Annotated in this window: 14 protein-coding genes; 5 read left to right on the top strand and 9 right to left on the bottom strand. The window is 70.3% G+C overall.

Annotated elements, in window-relative coordinates; genetic code table 11:
* Positions 1-53: 53 nt before the first annotated feature.
* From ACIA73_RS06615 to ACIA73_RS06635, 5 genes are all read right to left on the bottom strand, one after another.
* Positions 54-812 (bottom strand): hypothetical protein, encoded by a 759-nt coding sequence (locus ACIA73_RS06615; protein ID WP_399437172.1) that lies wholly within the window; start codon positions 810-812, stop codon positions 54-56.
* Positions 809-2,155, bottom strand: coding sequence for an AI-2E family transporter (locus ACIA73_RS06620; protein WP_399437173.1), 1,347 nt, complete (start codon positions 2,153-2,155; stop codon positions 809-811). The genes ACIA73_RS06615 and ACIA73_RS06620 overlap by 4 nt, the downstream gene beginning before the upstream one ends.
* A 131-nt stretch (positions 2,156-2,286) precedes the next feature.
* The gene (locus ACIA73_RS06625; protein WP_399437174.1) at positions 2,287-3,030 is read right to left on the bottom strand and encodes a transglycosylase SLT domain-containing protein; all 744 of its coding nucleotides are present in this window, start codon (positions 3,028-3,030) and stop codon (positions 2,287-2,289) included.
* Between the two features lie 384 nt (positions 3,031-3,414).
* Positions 3,415-4,737, bottom strand: coding sequence for a PhoH family protein (locus tag ACIA73_RS06630; protein WP_399437175.1), 1,323 nt, complete (start codon positions 4,735-4,737; stop codon positions 3,415-3,417).
* Positions 4,738-5,062: 325 nt separating this feature from the next.
* Positions 5,063-5,824 (bottom strand): isoprenyl transferase, encoded by a 762-nt coding sequence (locus tag ACIA73_RS06635; RefSeq protein WP_399437176.1) that lies wholly within the window; start codon positions 5,822-5,824, stop codon positions 5,063-5,065.
* A 132-nt stretch (positions 5,825-5,956) separates the two neighbouring features.
* Between ACIA73_RS06635 and mgrA the strand changes: the two genes are divergently transcribed.
* Positions 5,957-7,003, top strand: coding sequence for an L-glyceraldehyde 3-phosphate reductase (mgrA, locus tag ACIA73_RS06640; protein ID WP_399437177.1), 1,047 nt, complete (start codon positions 5,957-5,959; stop codon positions 7,001-7,003).
* A gap of 312 nt (positions 7,004-7,315) precedes the next feature.
* Here the strand turns inward: mgrA and ACIA73_RS06645 are convergent, their stop codons facing one another.
* Together ACIA73_RS06645 and ACIA73_RS06650 are read right to left on the bottom strand one after the other, a co-directional pair.
* Entirely contained in the window at positions 7,316-8,425 is a 1,110-nt protein-coding gene (locus ACIA73_RS06645; protein WP_399437178.1) for a chemotaxis protein, read from the bottom strand.
* Between the two features lie 164 nt (positions 8,426-8,589).
* Positions 8,590-9,396, bottom strand: a complete 807-nt coding sequence (locus ACIA73_RS06650; RefSeq protein ID WP_399437179.1) for a prepilin peptidase — start codon at positions 9,394-9,396, stop codon at positions 8,590-8,592.
* Between the two features lie 91 nt (positions 9,397-9,487).
* Between ACIA73_RS06650 and ACIA73_RS06655 the strand changes: the two genes are divergently transcribed.
* Positions 9,488-9,913: a DUF192 domain-containing protein gene (locus ACIA73_RS06655; protein ID WP_399437180.1), complete on the top strand. Its 426-nt coding sequence runs from the start codon at positions 9,488-9,490 to the stop codon at positions 9,911-9,913.
* Positions 9,914-9,956: 43 nt separating this feature from the next.
* Here the strand turns inward: ACIA73_RS06655 and ACIA73_RS06660 are convergent, their stop codons facing one another.
* On the bottom strand, positions 9,957-10,574 hold the full coding sequence (locus ACIA73_RS06660) for a DUF1707 domain-containing protein (protein WP_399437181.1): 618 nt from the start codon (positions 10,572-10,574) through the stop codon (positions 9,957-9,959).
* 131 nt (positions 10,575-10,705) lie between these two features.
* Here ACIA73_RS06660 and ACIA73_RS06665 point away from each other — a divergent pair, with 131 nt between their 5' ends.
* The 3 genes from ACIA73_RS06665 (at position 10,706) to ACIA73_RS06675 (ending at position 12,661) form a co-directional block, all read left to right on the top strand.
* Positions 10,706-11,350 (top strand): hypothetical protein, encoded by a 645-nt coding sequence (locus ACIA73_RS06665; RefSeq protein ID WP_399437182.1) that lies wholly within the window; start codon positions 10,706-10,708, stop codon positions 11,348-11,350.
* Positions 11,351-11,594: 244 nt separating this feature from the next.
* Positions 11,595-12,059 (top strand): hypothetical protein, encoded by a 465-nt coding sequence (locus ACIA73_RS06670; RefSeq protein ID WP_399437183.1) that lies wholly within the window; start codon positions 11,595-11,597, stop codon positions 12,057-12,059.
* Positions 12,060-12,091: 32 nt separating this feature from the next.
* On the top strand, positions 12,092-12,661 hold the full coding sequence (locus tag ACIA73_RS06675; RefSeq protein ID WP_399437184.1) for a GNAT family N-acetyltransferase: 570 nt from the start codon (positions 12,092-12,094) through the stop codon (positions 12,659-12,661).
* A gap of 78 nt (positions 12,662-12,739) precedes the next feature.
* On the opposite strand, the gene ACIA73_RS06680 is transcribed toward ACIA73_RS06675, so the two are convergent.
* Positions 12,740-13,441, bottom strand: coding sequence for a DUF6585 family protein (locus tag ACIA73_RS06680; RefSeq protein ID WP_399437185.1), 702 nt, complete (start codon positions 13,439-13,441; stop codon positions 12,740-12,742).
* Positions 13,442-13,528: the final 87 nt, after the last annotated feature.

Below are 13,528 nucleotides of genomic sequence, written 5' to 3' on the forward strand. Positions count from 1 at the left end.
CGACGGGCCCCTTCACGCGTACCGGCCCAGGCGCACCGGTCCAGGCGCACCGGCTACTTCTTGAGCACCGCCATGAGCTCCCGCATGTCGCTCTCCATCAGCTTCGGCACCCCCGTGTAGTCCGGCTTGAGATCCTTCGGGTCCACATCCGACACGTTGTCGCTGAAGTCGACGTTCCCGGCGACCGACAGCGTGAGGACCACGCCCCCGTCCTGGACCACCAGGCGCAGGTCCGCTTCCAGGTAGCCGTGCTCCGGGGCCGTCACGAAGAAGGCCCGGTCGCCCAGCCCGGCAACCGAGGTCACCACGGGATCGTCGGCACCGTACCGGCCCGAGGTGAGCCGGGCTCCCAGTTCCGGTCCCGGATCGGTCTTCAGGTGCTCCTCGACCAGCAGCTCGGCCGTGTACGTCGTCACCCTGCCCGCGGTGCGCGCCCCGGACGACTTCAGCCCCATGTGGCACTCGGTCCTGCGGAAGGCCGGGTCGTCCGACCGGTCGGTGGCGTCCGTGGGCCGGTACCTCTCCCCCAGCCTCTTGCTGATCCCGCTCAGCGGCACCTTGTCGCAGGACTCCGCCGTGATCCGGTATCCGCGCTGGTCCGGGCCCTGGTCCCGGAACGCGTAGAGCCCGCCTGCCCACACCGCCGACGCCACGACCGCCCCGCCCAGCGCCCACACCCACGGCAGCTTCGCCAGCGACCGCGCACGCTCGCCCAGCGAGGGCCCCTCGCGTTCGGGGGCGCCGCCCTCGTCCAGGAGTTCGGGGTGCGGGGCGCCGCCCGGTCCCCCGACCAGTTCCGGCTCGGATATCACGCGGGATCGGTGTCCGTGGTGCGGTCCTGTGCGGCGGGGGAGCCCGGCGCCGGGGTCGGCGCGACCTCGTGTGCGGTCGCCCCGTGCGGTTTGGCCGAGGCCCGCAGCGCGCTCTCCTTGGAGTACGCCCGCAGATAGCCGACCGCCGTGTTCAGCACGGCGACCAGCGGTACGGCGACCACCGCGCCGCCGATGCCGGAGACCAGTCCGCCGGCCGCCACCGAGAGCACCACGGCGAGCGGGTGCACCCGTACCGCACGGCCGAGGATGAACGGCTGGAGGATGTGGCCCTCGATCTGCTGCACCGCGAGCACCACGACCAGTACCCACAGCGCGTTGAACGGACCGTTGGCGACCAGTGCCACCACCACCGCGAGGGCGCCGGAGATCACCGCACCGACCAGCGGGATGAACGCGAACAGGAAGATCAGTACGGCGAGCGGCACCGCGACCGGCACATTGAGGAAGTACAGGCCGAGCCCGATGAAGATGGCGTCGATCATGGCCACTATCACCGTCCCGCGGACGTACGCGGTGAGCGTGTGCCAGGCGCGCGGGCCGGCGCCCGCCATGCCCGGACGGGCCTGCGCGGGAAGGAGCTTGAGGGTCCACTGCCAGATCTTCTTGCCGTCGTAGAGCAGGAAGAGGGTGGAGAACATCGCCAGGAGCAGGCCGGTCATCATCTCCAGCAGGACGGTGACGCCCTGGAGCCCGGCGGTGGTGAGCTGCTGGGTGTTGGTGCCGACGGCGTCGCTGAGGTTCTTGGCGATGTCGTTGATCTGCTGCTCGGTCACGTGGAACGGGCTGTTGAGCAGCCAGTCCTTGGTGTCGCCGATGCCCTGCTGGACCCGCTGGGCGAGGTCGTCGGCGTTGTCCATGATCTGCCAGACCACGAACCAGCCGATCAGTCCCATGATCACGAAGCCGAGTCCGGCCGTGAGCACGGTGGCGAGCGCGCGCGGTACGCCCTTGTTGCGCAGCCAGGCCACGGTCGGCTGGAGGAGTGCGGTGATCAGCAGGGCGGCCATGAAGGCGAAGGCCACCAGCTGGACCTGACTGATGATCTGGCCGAGCACCCAGATGGTGCCCGCGAGGACCAGCAGTCGCCAGCCGGCCTCGGCCGCGACCCGCATGCCCCAGGGGACGGCGTCCACGGGGTCCGGCCTGGCTGCTATGGCCGGCGCGTAGTCGGGCGGCGGGGGTACGTGATCGGGCACCTCGACCTCCGGAACGGCAACTGAGTCGGGATCGTGCTGGGCCTGCGCCCGCTTCTCCTCCAGCCGCTCTCCCATATGGGTCAGCCGGGCTCCGAGACCGCCGAGCCACCCCGGTGTCTTCGACATGATGCTTCCTCTTCCCCCCACGGCGCCCCCCGGGCGAATTTGTCGACCTGACGGTACACGTGCGAAGCCCCCCACCGTAGGACGGTGGGGGGCTCCGTGAGGTTGAGCGCCGCTGCGAGGACCCGGGGGGCCTAGTACCAGCGGTTGTCCTGCCAGAAGTCCCAGGCGCCACAGGGGCTGCCGTAGCGGACGTTCATGTAGTTGAGGCCCCACTTGATCTGGGTGGCCGGGTTGGTCGCCCAGTCGGGTGCGACGTCGGCCATCTTGCTGCCCGGGTTCGCCTGGACCAGGCCGTAGGCGTCCGAGGTGGGGTTGTCGGCCTGGTAGTTCCAGGTCGACTCGTGGTTCACGATCGTGCTGAAGCACTGGAACTGGTCGGCCGGGACGATGCCCCGGGCGATGGCCTTGACCTCGGCGACCGTGTAGGAGGACTTCACGGGGCCGATGGGGGCGTCCGCGCGCTCGGTGGAGCGGCTGGCGACCTCTTCGGCGATCTCGCGGTCCTTGGCCTCCTTCTCGGCCTTCTCCTCGGCGGCCTTGTCGTCGGCCGCCTTCTTCTTCGCCTTGGCGTCGGAGGCGGCCTTCAGACGGGCCGATTCCTCGGCGGTCTTCTTGGCTGCCTCGTCGGCGACGGCGGCCTGGGCGTCGGCCTGCTGGGTCAGCGACTGGGTCGCGACCTGGGCCTGCTGGCCGACCGGGATGTCCATGAGGAGCGTCGAGTCGGCGGCGGCTGCCTCGAAGTTGTTGTCGCCCGACGACTGAGGGTCGCCCGATGCGACGCCCACGACGGCGCCGACTGTGGTGACCGCGGTGGCGGAGGCCACTGCGAATCCCCGAACCGAAATCCGGCTCACACGGTTTCCTTCCAGCAGCATCCGACTGGTGACCCTCGCGGACGCAATCGCACCCCTGGCGCGGGCCTCCCTGCGTGCTGTGTCACGGGAGGCACTGACCCGGTGGGCAACTCCCGTGGGAGTGCTCCGTGTTACTCGGGCGGCATACGGCAAAGCTGTTGAATTGTGTGGTGTTGCACCTCTGGAGGTGCAGGTGTGCCGTATGCGGGGCCTGACGGAAGCAAGACTCTGCCGGATCGCCGGGCAGGTAATCAATTCTTGGTTACGTGTGAAACGTCACACCGCGTTTGTGGCCGGTGTTTTACGGAAGTACCCGCGCGGCACGACGCCGCCCGGCTAGGCTCTCGCGTTTCCCGCGAGTCCGGCCGGGCGGCGCCAACTGCTGTGCGGCTCGTACCCCTTGGGTCAGTGGTGCCCGTCCTCCAGCATCTCGGTCACCAGGGCGGCGATCTGTGAACGCTCGGACCGGGTGAGGGTCACGTGCGCGAACAGCGGGTGTCCCTTGAGCTTCTCGACGACGGCGACGACACCGTCGTAGCGCCCGACCCTCAGGTTGTCGCGCTGGGCGACGTCATGAGTCAGGACAACCCGGGAATTAGCCCCGATCCTGGACAGAACCGTCAACAGGACGTTCCGTTCCAGCGATTGGGCCTCGTCCACGATCACGAACGCGTCGTGCAGCGAGCGCCCCCGGATGTGGGTGAGCGGGAGGACCTCCAGCATCCCGCGCCCGAGCACCTCCTCGATGACCTCCTTGCCCGCGACCGCCGACAGGGTGTCGAAGACGGCCTGCGCCCACGGCGACATCTTCTCGGCCTCGGAGCCCGGCAGGTAGCCGAGTTCCTGGCCGCCGACCGCGTACAGCGGACGGAAGACCATCACCTTCTTGTGCTCCTGCCGCTCCAGTACGGCCTCCAGGCCGGCGCACAGCGCGAGCGCGGACTTGCCGGTACCGGCCCGTCCGCCCATCGACACAATGCCGACCTCGGGGTCGAGGAGGAGGTCCAGGGCGATCCGCTGCTCGGCGCTGCGGCCGTGGATGCCGAAGGCACCGCGGTCGCCCCGTACGAGACGGACGTTGCCGTCCGGGGTGACCCGGCCCAGCGCCTTGCCCCGCTCGGACTGGAGGACCAGGCCGGTGTGCACGGGGAGGTCCGCCGCCTCCGGGACGTACACCCGCTCCTCGGTGAAGAGGAGGTCCACCTGGTCGGCCTCCAGGGTCAGCTCCGCCATCCCGGTCCAGCCGGAGTCGGTGATGGCGAGTTCGGCCCGGTACTCCTCGGCGAGCAGGCCCACCGAGGACGCCTTGATGCGCAGCGGCAGGTCCTTGGAGACGACGGTGACGTCGTACCCCTCGGCCTGGAGGTTTCGTGCGACTGCCAGGATCCGTGAGTCGTTGTCCCCCAACCGGTAGCCGGCGGGAAGTACGCCGGGATCGGAGTGGTTGAGCTCGACACGGAGCGATCCGCCGAGGTCCCCGATCGGAATCGGGGCGTCGAGACGGCCGTGCCGGATGCGGTAGTCGTCCAGCATGCGCAGGGCCTGCCGGGCGAAGTAACCGAGTTCCGGATGGTGCCGCTTGGCCTCCAGTTCGGTGATGACCACGATCGGGAGCACGACTTCGTGCTCCTCGAAGCGGGTCATGGAGCTGGGGTCGGCCAGCAGGACGCTGGTGTCGAGAACGTAGGTGCGCCTGTCGGGAAGGCGGCGCTTAGAGCTGTTCACCACGGAAGGACGTACCCCCTCGGACTGAGGTTGGGGTGCGACGACGTCGCGCGCGGAGGGACCGGGCAGGAATCCGCGAAGCGCGGACCGAGCACCGGCCCTCGCATCGCCACTGAGTCGTCCGCGCGGAATGGTGCGCGGTCGTCCTGGTGCAAAGGGCCTCCCGGGCGAGCGGCATCGAGCCGCTCACTGAGATGCGGCGTCCGTGGACCGGGCGCCGACCTGGAGGTGGTATTCCCTCGAACACGCGCGGCCATGCCTGGTCATGGCCAGGGCATATGACGTCGTTTCACGCGTATGCGGTACGTCGGGTGGGTACGGGCGGCGGTCAGGATCCGTAACGCCGGTGCCTGGCCGCGTAGTCACGCAGTGCGCGCAGGAAGTCGACCTTGCGGAAGGCGGGCCAGAAAACCTCGCAGAAGTAGTACTCCGAGTGGGCGCTCTGCCAGAGCATGAACCCGGAGAGCCGCTGCTCACCACTGGTGCGGATGACGAGGTCCGGGTCGGGCTGGCCGCGGGTGTAGAGGTGTTCCGAGATGTGCTCGACGTCGACGATCTCGGCGAGCTCCTCGAAGGAGGTGCCCTTGTCCGCGTGTTCGAGGAGCAGCGAGCGGACCGCGTCGGCGATTTCCTGGCGGCCGCCGTAGCCCACGGCGACGTTCACCAGTATTCCCTTGTTGCCCGCCGTCGACTGCTCGGCCTCCTTCAGTACACCCTGCGTACGGGCGGGAAGGATGTCCATGGTGCCGACGTGGTGCACCCGCCAGCGGCCGTCCGCGGCGAGGGCCTCGACGGCGCCCTCGATGATGGAGAGCAGCGGGAGGAGTTCCTTGTCGGGGCGGTCGAGGTTCTCCGTGGAGAGCATCCACAGCGTCACCACCTCGACGTCCGTCTCCGCGCACCAGCCGAGCAGTTCCTGGATCTTGCTGGCACCGGCCTTGTGACCCTGCTCGGTGGTGCCGCCCGCCGCCTTCGCCCAGCGTCTGTTGCCGTCGAGGATGACGCCGATGTGCTTGGGCACCTGGGCGTGGTCGAGGCGTCCTTCCACGCGGCGTGCGTAGAGCCGGTACACCAGGTCGCGCAGGTTCACAGCGTTTCACCCTCTCGTCTTTCCGGGCCCGGGAAGTCTGCGGTTTTCCGGGGGGCCCGAGCGCGCCACATTACTGCGCACGGGTCACCTGGGCCCAACCCGGTCTGTGAGGAGTACGTACGTGATAGGGAGATGTGCGTGACTGACGACTCCTTGCACTACCGCCCCGCCGACCACCGCTACGACACCATGGAGTACCGGCGCTCGGGCCGCAGTGGCCTCAAGCTCCCCGCGCTCTCCCTGGGCCTCTGGCACAACTTCGGCGACGACCGCTCGATCGACTCGCAGCGCGCGATCCTGCGCCGCGCCTTCGACCTCGGCGTCACCCACTTCGACCTGGCGAACAACTACGGCCCGCCGCCCGGCTCCGCCGAGTCGAACTTCGGCAAGATCTTCGCCCAGGACTTCGCCCCGTACCGCGACGAGCTGATCGTCTCCACCAAGGCGGGTTACGGGATGCACCCCGGCCCGTACGGCGAATGGGGTTCGCGCAAGTACCTGATGTCCTCGCTCGACGCCTCGCTGAAGCGGATGGGCCTCGACTACGTCGACATCTTCTACTCGCACCGCTTCGACCCGGACACTCCTCTTGAGGAGACGATGGGCGCACTCGCCTCGGCCGTCCAGCAGGGCAAGGCGCTGTACGTAGGCGTCTCCTCCTACAACAGCGAGCAGACCGCCGAAGCGGCCCGCCTGCTGCGGGAGATGGGCGTACGTCCGCTCATCCACCAGCCCTCGTACTCGATGATCAACCGCTGGACCGAGGACGACGGCCTGCTGGACACCCTGGAGGAGGCCGGCATGGGCTGCATCTCCTTCGTGCCGCTCGCGCAGGGGCTGCTGACGAACAAGTACCTCAAGGGCATTCCGGAGGGCTCGCGGGCCACTCAGGGCAAGTCCCTGGACCCGGACCTGCTGAGCGAGGAGGTGGTGCGCCGCCTCAACGGCCTGAACGACATCGCCACCAAGCGCGGCCAGTCCCTGGCCCAGCTCGCGATCGCGTGGGTGCTGCGGGACGAGCGGATGACGTCGGCGCTCATCGGGGCGTCCAGCGTGAAGCAGCTGGAGGAGAACGTGGCGGCGCTGGGAGCTCCCGCGCTCACCGAGGCGGAACTGAAGGAGATCGACTCCTTCGCCGTCTCCACCCCCGGCACGAACATCTGGGCCGGACGGGGCTGAGGAGCACCCGTGGGGGTGCGGATGCGTACTGAGGCACCCCGGAAATGAAAAAACGGGCCGGTCCGTGGGGGGGATACGGACCGGCCCGAGGGGGGGTTTCCACCATAACCCTTCGTAAGTGATGCCGCGCACCAAGCGGCGAAATAATTACTCTCCGCAATCGGGGATGTGCGCCACGCAAGGGGCTAAATCCCTTGTGCCACTTGGCATCCGGGGTGTTTTCGGCGGATCGGCGGCGGGCCACGACTTCCACCGTTCGGGGGTGTGGCCCGTGTCGCCGGATTGACGTTTCTGCACCGGGTGGTAACCCGGTCAGTACCGCAGCGCCGCCGCGAGGCCGTCCGCCTCGGCCAGTTCGCCGTCGGCGACGAAGGTGACCGCACCGTCGGCGGCCAGGACCATTTCGACGAGCGAGTCGACGATGTCGTCCTCGGCTCCCTCGGTCCCGGGCTCGGTCAGCACCAGGGAGGCGCGGACGGCGCCCTCGACCTCTTGTGGCCTGGCGGTGATCAGCAGCGACTCCTCGACCACCAGGTGGCCGACCCGTCCTTCCCTGGCGGCCTGCCAGCAGTCCTGCGCGCCGGCCGCGTACCGCTTGCCGCTGCGGGCCGCGTCGAGCGCCTTCATCGCCTCCTCGGCGTCGATGGCGGCGAGCTGGGCGCGGGCCGGGGCGAGCTGCTCGACCAGCTCCGGGGCGGTGGTGTGGAGCAGTCCGCCGACCTCCAGATCGGCGGCGAGCACCGCACCGTGCTTGGAGAGCTCGCGGTAGGTGGCGATGTGCTGACGCAGCCCGACCACCACCACCGGAAGCACCGCTTCCTGGAGCAGCGGGGTGAGCTTGCGGTCCGCCTCGGTGAGCATGTTGCGGAAGTCCTGGGTGGCGCCGTGGTCGCCGGTCCTGTTCGGGGGGCCGTCGCGGTCCGCTCCCGAGGAGATGACCGGAAATCCGGCCTCCGCGTGGTCGAGCTCGTTCAGCTCGTACCCGACGCCGTGCCACAGCCGGACCTCGCCGGTGGACAGGATCAGCGCGAGGTAGGGGATCTGGCGGGCGGAGGCGGCGACCAGGTTGCGCGTCAGATAGGTCTCGCCGATCACGATCCGCTCCGGGACGGTGGCGCTGACCAGGTACGTCCTGGCCTCGTCGGCCGACGCGTACAGCACGAGCCCTTCCAGGAAGTGCTCCGGGTCCAGCGCGTCCGCCGCCTCGTTCAGCTGCTGGACGACGGCGACGGCCTGGTCGCGGCCGATCCGGGGGTCGTCGAGCAGGCGCTTCTCGGCCTCGGAGAGGAGGTTGCGCAGCCGGATGTGGTCCTGCTGGTTCTCCGGCCGGTGGCGGTGGGTGGGGAGGGTGATGGAGACCGCCGGGTAGGGGCGCGGGCGGCGCAGTTCGGCAAGCAGGTCCGACTCGTCCTCGTCACTCATGGGGCACTCCACTCGGGCCGTGGGGGTGGGGTCCGGGGCCGTCCGAGGTCGTGGGGACAGCCCTCTCTAGTGGCAATTTCTCACGAATGCCCTCATCCCGCCCCTGGGGTGGGGCCGTTTCCGGCCTTCGCCGAGAGCGTCTTCAGCCCGCGCCGAGGGCGCCGTCAGCCCGCACCGAGGGCGCCGATGAGGAGGCCGGCCCAGGTGCCGGTGAGCATGAAGGGGCCGAAGGGGATGGCGGTCTTACGGCCGCCCCTGCGGGTGATCATGAGGCCGACGCCGTACAGCGCCCCCAGTACGAATCCGGCCAGTGCGCCGACGAACAGCACCGGCCATCCGTACCACCCCAGCGCCACGCCGATGCCGAGTGCGAGCTTCACGTCGCCGAAGCCCATCCCGTTGGGATTGACCAGGAAGAGCACGAAGTACGTCGCCCCGAGGCCGGCCCCGCCGATCAGCGCGGACACCCAGGACCCGCCGTCCCCCGGCAGCAGCTCGGCCGCCCCCAGCAGCAGGACGGCCGCCCCCGCCAGCGGAAACGTCAGTACGTCCGGCAGCCGGTGCACCCGCCGGTCCACGACCGCGAGCAGCAGGGCGAAGGGCGCGAGCAGCAGCCACACGGCGAGCTCGGGGCGCGGGCCGGTGGCGGCGGCGAGGGCGGCGCAGACGGCGGCGGCGACGAGGACGTACCGGAGGGTCTTGAGGGCCGGGGCGGGGTGTGGGGTTGGTGCGGGGGGCGTGGCCGGGGTGGGGGCCGGGGCTCCCACCGGTACCGCCGTCGCGCACCGTGCGCACCGTGCCGTGCCGATCCAGCCGCGCGCCGGGCCGTGGAACGCGTGCCCGGCGGGGCACGTCCGCCGCCACTCCTCCTCCGGCTCAACTGCCAGCCGGTACGCGGCCCGTGGCACCAGGAGTCCGGCGGCGGCGCCCCAGAGCGCGGCGGCCACGGTCAGCACACCAGTGACAAGCACCCGGCCAACCCTAGGCGGGAGCGGGGGTGGGGGGCATGGGCCCGTGGGCCCAAGGCGTCCGGATACGGAGCACCGGGATACGGTGACCGCCATGGGGCGCCAACAGGGTTATCTCCGCCAACAGGGTTATCTCGACGGGCACTTCGTGATGTCGGTCGGCGAGGGCGAGGGGCGGGCGTCTCAGGACGTGCGGGTGCCGCCGGTCGTGCGGGTGCCGCTGGAGGTGGCCGCCTCGGCCCGTGCGCGTTCGCGCGGGCTGTTGGGGCGTACCGGTATCGAAGGGGCTATTCTGCTGACCCGGACCAGCAGTGTGCACACGCTGGGGATGCGATTCGCGATCGACGTGGCCTTCCTGGACCGGGAGTTGAGGGTGCTCGCGGTGCGGACCATGCCTCCGAGTCGCCTCGCGCTCCCCCGCCGGGGCGCCCGGCACGTGATGGAGGCCGAGGTGGGGTCGTGGGCCCGGTGGGGAGTGCGGCCGGGAGTGTCCGTACGCGTCGCGGGCCCGGCGGCGTAACCCTCCAGGCGTCCCCGGCCCCCGGGCCCCCCGGCGGGCGGCGTCAGCCCTGTTCGCGGCGGATCTTGCGGCGTTCCAGCGCGTTGCGGTGGCGCACTACGACGCCCGCCATCCCCGGCGTCCCCACCAGCCGGATCAGCGGTGCTCCCGGTTCCCGTTCGCCGACGGTACGGTCGCGGAGTTTGCCCGCGCCGGGTTCCAGGCCTTCGGCGTCGAGGCCCCACCCCTCGGGGACGACCAGGGTGACCCCGGCCATCTCCCCGTACACCTCCACCTCGATCTCCCGCAGCCGCACCTCGGCGCGGGTGAAGTCGATGCGTACCCCGGCCATGCCCGCGTGCGCGACGATCCGGGAGGGCACCTGCCACCTGCCTTCGCGGACGGCCCCGTACATGCCGCCCTTGAGGACCAGGGGCTCGCCCGCCGACGGGGCGACCAACCCGAGGGCGTCGTGCCCCTCAGGAACCAGGTCCTCCACCAGTGGGCCGAGTTCGGCGACCGTCTTGGCGCCGAGCGCGAGGCCGAGGCGTTCGTCGAGCTCTTCGAGGTCGATGCGGCCTTCGGCGGCCGCTTCCCGGAGCTGTTCGACGATGACCTCGCGGTCGGCGTCGGAGGCGCGAAGCGGCTTGCGGGCGGGAGTTGCGGCGGGTTCGGCGGTCATGGTGCCGATGATACGAAGTGCTCGCGTCCGGGCTCCTGCGGTCAATGCCGGACACCCGTTACGGGGCCCGGGGCGGGCTGTGTAGGTTGCCGGATGAATGCACTTGGTGAAGAGATGAAGAGGTACGTGTGATGGGCTCCCGGAGAATCTGGGCGGGCGTGGCCTCGGCCGCGCTGCTGCTGACCGTGTCGGCGTGCAGCGGCGACTCCGGGACGGGCGGGAACGGAGGCGCTTCCGGTGACGGCGGGAACGGCGACCGGGCCTCCGCCGCCCAGGCCCAACTCTCGGACCCCGACACCCCGTTGAGGAACGTCAAGGCTCTGGACGACGCCCTGCTCCGCGCCAAGGACCTCCCCAGGGGCTGGGCCGAGGACGCCCAGGGCGACAACGGCGGCATCAAGGCCCAGGCCGCCTCCTGCGAGGGGCCGTGCGACGGCCTGACCTTCGAGGGTGTCGGTAATTACCAGGACTCCACCGGCGCCCTGGTCGGCACCAGCGTCAAGGCGTACGGCAGCAAGGCAGCGGCCCAGGCCGGATACACGGAGGAGAGCAAGCTCGCCGAGGACGCGCACAAGGAGGACGGCGCCCCGGTCGGCAACGCGTACACCTATGTGAAGTCGGGCGAGAGCGACGACAGCGCGCTGCGGGTGCTGCACTTCCGGGTCGGCACGGTGGTGGTGGCGGTTTCGCAGGAGTACCGGAGCAAGGACACCGAGGGCCTGGAGCGCTTCGCGGCGGACCAGGCGAAGCGACTGGAGGGGGCGCTGCGGGGGTGAGGGGGCGCTGCGGGGGGTGAGGGGTCGCTGCGGGGGTGAAGGGGCGCTGCGATCGTCCCGCATCCCCCTCGTGCGGGACGGGGGTCCTCCGCCCCCGGCGAGCCCGGCCGGGACCGGCCAGGCCCCGCACCACCAGTAGCACCGGAGGCACGGGGCACACCGCGCCACCACGCCCCCGTACCGCCGCTCCGACGGCCGTGCGGGGGCGTTCCCGTGCCCCCGCACGGCGAGTAACGTCCCGTACATGGCCGGCCGGATGCGCCGCGTGTTCAGCCCCGCCACCATCGGCGTTCTGGTGGCATTGCTGGTGGTGGCCGGCTGCCTGTCGGCGGCGGCCAGGGAGTGGCGGGCGGGGGATCTCATCGATGCCTCGCCGCTTCGGGTGACGGGTCGGATCACATCGGCCGCGCCGCGCGACAGCGGTACGGAGTTCTACGTCAACTACCGTGTGGGCAGGCGGAGTTACCGCACCGACACGACCACCCTCAGCCTTGAACGCCTCTCCCCCTCCCCCTCGGTCGGCGCCGCCGTCCCCCTGGAGGTGGCGGCCGCCGATCCTTCCGTGGCGCGGGTCCGGGGCGCGTCCTCGCCGGACGAGAGCCTGCCACCCGCGTTCCTCTTCGGGGCGGGGTGCGGGGTGGTGTGGCTGGCGACCGCGTTCCGGGCGGCGGTACGCAAGAGGGGGCAGCGGCGGGGGAAAAAGGGCTGAGCACCGGGACGTCACCGTATGAGAATCGGACCATGCCGATCTTCCTGGAGACCGACCGCCTCGCCCTGCGCCCCCTGACCGGCGACGAGGCCGACGTCGAGCGCCTCTACGCACTGGACAGCGACCCCGAGGTCACCCGCTTCCTCACCGGCGGCCGCCCCACCTCTCGCGAGACGATCCGGGCGGACATCATCCCCCGCCATCTCCACACCCACCCCTGCACCGGCACCCGTGGCTACTGGTCGGCCGAGGAGAAGGCCACCGGGACCTGGCTGGGCTGGTTCGAGTTCCGCCCGCTGAGCGAGGAGAGCCCCGCCGCAGTCGAACTCGGATACCGCCTCAACAGGGCTGCCTGGGGCCGGGGTTACGCCACCGAGGGCTCCCGCGCGCTGATCGACAAGGGGTTCACGGAGCACCCCGGCCTGGAGCGGGTCACCGCCGACACCATGGCCGTGAACCTCGGCTCCCGCCGCGTGATGGAGAAGTCGGGCCTGACCCTGCTGCGCCACTTCACCGCCGACTGGCCGGACGTCATCGAAGGTTCGGAGCACGGCGAGGTCGAGTACCAGCTCACCCGCGAGGACTGGGAGCGCAACCGCTGACCTCCTCTCCCCTCTCCCTCCTCCCGCCCCCCTCACTCTTCCCGCCCCTCCCTCCCTCCCGCCCTCCCTCCCGCCACTTCAGCCGGACGCCGACCCGGACATGTGGTGACAGAGGGAGTAGAAGACCTTGAAGTTGGGGATGTGCGCGATCATTTCCGGGTCGATGGCACTGCGTCCGCGCGCGTTGTCGAAGTTCACCCGGCCGTCGTACGTCGTCACCTTGGCCACCTCCGCCCAGGTCGCTCTGCGTTTGCGTGTGATGATCCCGTTCGGGCCGAGCTTGAACTCGCCGAAGTCGAGGGTCTCGCCGCGCTGGAGGCGGGCGGCGTCGAGCGGCAGCTGGACCTGGGTGATGCAGGTGTCGAGGTAGGTGCCCCAGTCATTGGGGTAGTAGAAGGCGGCGCCGTTGACGACGTCCTCGAAGCCGATCATCTGCCGGGTGCTCCTGGGGATGGCATTGATGCCGGGCCCGATGTTCACGCCGTCGCCGCGCGGGTCGAGGAGGGTGTAACGAGCGTCCGTCAGACCGCCGTTGAGGGTGCGGTGGTACGACAGGACGCGGGTGTCCCGCCATCCGAACGCGCCCTCGTACCCCTCGTCGCCCCCGGTCACCGTCACTCCGCCCACATACAGGGTGAGCCGCCAGTCCCGGAACCTCCCGTGTCCGAGGCCCTGCGGCGGGGAGTAGGTGTAGCCCTTCCATTCGCCGAGCCCCGCCTGCTGGGCAAGCGCGGTTGATCTGGCGGAGGGGGGCTGGGAGGTGGGGAGCGGCTTGGCCACGAGAGGTCCTCAAAGTCGACTGAGATCAAGGTAATTGACAGATACATGGTCAGCGAGGGATTGCGCGGCCACCACGGAGGCCACCTC

Origin of the sequence: Streptomyces sp. NPDC051561, from assembly GCF_044454195.1 — a bacterium.
In the GTDB taxonomy this organism is placed as follows: domain Bacteria; phylum Actinomycetota; class Actinomycetes; order Streptomycetales; family Streptomycetaceae; genus Streptomyces.